Annotated in this window: 1 protein-coding gene; it reads right to left on the bottom strand. The window is 74.9% G+C overall.

Features of this window, described 5'->3' with window-relative positions; genetic code table 11:
* Window positions 1-18: 18 nt before the first annotated feature.
* Window positions 19-3,495, bottom strand: coding sequence for an NB-ARC domain-containing protein (locus VE546_RS26725; RefSeq protein WP_324926763.1), 3,477 nt, complete (start codon window positions 3,493-3,495; stop codon window positions 19-21).
* Window positions 3,496-3,821: the final 326 nt, after the last annotated feature.

Raw genomic sequence — 3,821 nt, 5'->3', positions numbered from 1 at the left:
CACCGGCAGGCGGACGTGTCAGGGAAGGTCGCCGGCCCGGCGGCCGTCCGGGGGCTCGTGGTGCGCGGTGAGGGCGGCGGCACGGAATCCGTAGAAGTACAGCCCCCGGTCGCCGCCCGCCACCAGCCCTCGGCCGTCGGGGGTCCAGGCGCAGTCCCGCAGCCGGTCATCGACCCGCGTCAAGGTGGCGAAGCACCGCCGCACCCGGTCCCAGACCTCCAGGGTTCCCCTGCTCCGGCAGACGGCGATCCAGGCACCGTCGGGGGAGAACGCCATCGCGGTCGTGAAATCCACTCCGCGAAGGACCTCGACGACGCCGCCGCTCTCCCGGTCCCACACCCGCGGCGGCCCGATGGCACCGGCACCGGCGATCAAGGCACCATCCGGGGAGAAGGCCAGCACCCGCACCCGGCCGGCAGCGGGGACAGGGGCGGCGATGAGTTCACCGGTCTCCCGGTCCCAGACTCGCAACTCCCCGTCCTTGTCGCGGCCGGCGATCAAGGCACCATCCGGGGAGAACACCAGCTTCTGCATCCGGCCGACGGTTCCGGCGAGAGTGGCGGTGACCTCACTGGTCTCCCGGTCCCGCACCCGTGCCACTCCGTTCCGACCGACAGTGACCTGCCACGCCCCATTCGGGGAGAGCGCCGTCACCGCCCCCATCCCCTCTCCGACAGTCCGCGTGGAGGTGCGGAGGACACGACCGCTCTCCCGGTCCCAAACCTGCATCGTCCTCCCCCTGTCGGCTGCGATGATCCGCGTGCCGTCAGGAGTCACCGCTACCGCCCGTACCGGAGCGGCGGACCGGTCGCGGGCCGGGGCAGCCTCGTCGGCCGCCGGATCCCAGATCCGTACCGCCCCGTCCTGACCGACAGTGGCCAGACAGGTGCCTCCCGGGGAGAACGCCAGCGCCCGCGTCGGAGCGGAGGCTGTGTGAAAGGTGGTGGCAGGCATGTCCGCGGTCTGGTTCCAGATTCGTACCGCTCCACTCCCATCGACGGCGGCCAGCCAGGTGCCGTCCGAGGAGAAGGCCAGCGCCCGCGTCCAGCCGACGGGCCCCTCGGGGACGGCGGTGATCTCGCCTGTCTCCCGGTCCCAGATCCGCACCGTCCCGTCCCGGCCGACGGCGGCCAGCAGCGCACCGTCCGGGGAGAACGCCAGCGCAGTGGTCCTCTTCCTGCTTGCGGGGGCAGGGAAAGGAACGGATACGGGGCCGCCCCACCGGTCCCGGAACCACACCGCGCCGTCCCGGCCTACGACGGCCAGCAGCGCACCGTCCGGGGAGATCGCCACCGACTCGGCGCGCATGTCGAGGGTGACGGTCGGGGAACCCGTGTCCCGGTCCCAGATGCGAACCGTCCCGTCCTGCGTGCTCGCGGTGGCCAGCCAGGTGCCGTCCGAGGCGATGGCCACCGCGCTCACCGGTTCGGTGTGCCCGGTGAGGACGGCGGTGTCGTCGCCGCTCTCCCGGTCCCGGAGCCGCACCGTCCCGTCCCGGTCGGCGACGGCCAGCCAGGTGCCGTCCGGTGAGAACGCCACCACTCTTCCCGGATTCCTGGCCCCGCTGCGCCTGCTGCGCCTGCGGGTGGCGACGAGGGTGCCGGTGGTCCGGTCCCAGATCCGCACCACCCCGCTCACACTGCCGGTGAGCAGCCGGGTGCCGTCCGGGGAGAACGCCACCGCCGTCACCAGGCCGGAGTTCGCGGCCAGGGTGCGGACGAGGGCGGGGTGGGGCAGGTCGGGCGGGGGCCAGTGGTTGACCAGGGCAGGGTGTTCCCTCTGGTCCTGCCGGGCGGTGACCTGGGCGTGCCAGCGGGGCAGCGGCTCCAGGCGGTTGTGCAGGACGGTGGTCAGGGCATGGCCGGGGTCGGTGGGGGTGAGCAGGTGGGCGGTCCGGGCGAGGTCGCGGGCCTTGGCGGCGGCCGTGGGGGTGGGGATGCGGTCCAGGTCGGACCAGGGGGCGGAGGGGCCGCGCCGGTGCAGCCGGGCCTCGACCCAGCGGATGTCGCCCGCGAGCGCTTCGGCCCGGTCGGTGCGGCCCGCGGCGAGCAGGTGGGCGACGGCGTGGTCGAGGAGGTAGCCCTCGGACAGCGTCCACCAGGCGGCGCGGGGCGAGGGGACGGCCGGGGCGAGCGGTTCGGCCGGGGGCAGACCGGCCTCGACGGCGTCCACCAGGGTGCCGTGCAGTTCGGTCAGCCGGGCGGGACCGAGTTCGGCGCGCAGGTAGTCGCCGATGACGTCGTGCAGGCCGATCCGTCCGCCGTCGGCCGGGTCGAGGCCGATCAGGGACAGTCCGTGCAGGATGCGGCACAGCTCCCGCGACTCGTGCCCGTCCAGCCCTCCGGTGGCCTGCCACAGCCGGGCGACGAGGGAGACGGGGACCGCCTCGTCCTCGGCGAACACCCCCAGTTCTGCGAAGCGTTCACCGCCGCCGGGCGGGAGGAGGCCGGTCGCCGCCTCCAGCGTCGCCCGTACCGCCTTGGCGCGCTGGGCGGGATCGTCCGGGTCCAGCGGCGTCCACGGGCCGTCCACCGCGGCCGGCCCGCTCCGCCGCAGCCGCCGCAGTACGTCGGCCGCCGCGTCGGCCGGGGCCAGGCCGGTGGCGATCTCCCTGGCGATCAGGCGGTTGGTCAGGCGCAGCAGCAGCGCCCAGCGGCCGGTGGCCGCCAGCAGGGCCCGGACCACCTCCTCCGGCAGGGGCGGCAGGTCCCGGGTGAGCACTTCCCGTGCCTGGGCGAGCGACATCCCGTCGACCAGGACGGACTCGTTGCCGGGGCCCTCCGGCAGGATCTCGGGGACGCGGGTGGTCACCAGCCGTACGCACCTCCCGCCCCCGGAGAGGAAGGGGGCGAGCTGCTCGGCGGTCCACACGTCGTCCAGGACGAGCAGGGTGCGGGGGCGTTCGTCCAGCAGGCGGCCCAGGTGGGCACCGGCCGCGTCCGGGTCGTCGAAGGCGGCCTTGTCTCCGGTGATGAACTCGGTGACCTCGGCGACCTTCGCGGCGATCGCCGCCCGTCCCCGCACGTCCCGGCCCAGGGTGACCATGTACACCCGGTCGCGGAAGTGCCGCCGCACGCGGCGGTCGGCGCACACGACCCGCGCCAGCGTGGTCTTGCCGAAACCGCCGGCGCCGTGCAGGGACGTGGTGATGCCCACCGTACGGCGGTCGGCGCACACCGCGGAGACCACCCGGGCGCTCTCGTCCCGGCCGACCACCCAGCCGGGAACCTCGGGAGGCGGCGGGGGCGGCGGATCGTCCGTCTCCGGGCCGGGGCGGTCCTGGGACCACCACAGCACCACACCGCCCACCACGATGACGACGGCGAGGACGCCGGTCGCCTCCCAGGGGCGCCGCCGCAGCACGTCCAGCACGCTCGGCCAGCGCTCCTGTCCCGTCGCCGCGTTGACGGCCAGCCCGGCCAGCAGCCCCGCCGCGCTCACGACGGCGGTCAGCACCGCGATCCACGCGGCGCGCAGCCCGTTCCCCGCCCGCACCACCCGCACCCCCGATCACGGCCGCTCCTGCTGCGGGCGAGGCTACCGCCCCGCACACACGACTTACGCGCGTGGGAGCGTGGTCGCCGCCGTGGGGTCGCCGGCACCGGGCGGTGGACGAACTCGGAGTTTGCGATGGGGACTCGACGGGCCTTATGTGTCTGGCAGCGCCGTGTCCGCGGTGCGCCGGGCCCGGCGACGGAAAGGGAAAAGCCGCCCGTCCCCGGCTTCCGGGGGCGGGCGGCGAGACGCCCTGAGGCCGGGCGGTCAGCGCTTGGTCACGCGTGGCCGCTGTAGGCGATGCTGCACGACGAGTAGTCGCCCTT

It is taken from the genome of Streptomyces sp. (genome assembly GCF_035644915.1).
GTDB lineage: Bacteria > Actinomycetota > Actinomycetes > Streptomycetales > Streptomycetaceae > Streptomyces.
Note: the sequence above shows the minus strand (reverse complement) of the source record. Positions and strands in the feature narration are given on the sequence as shown.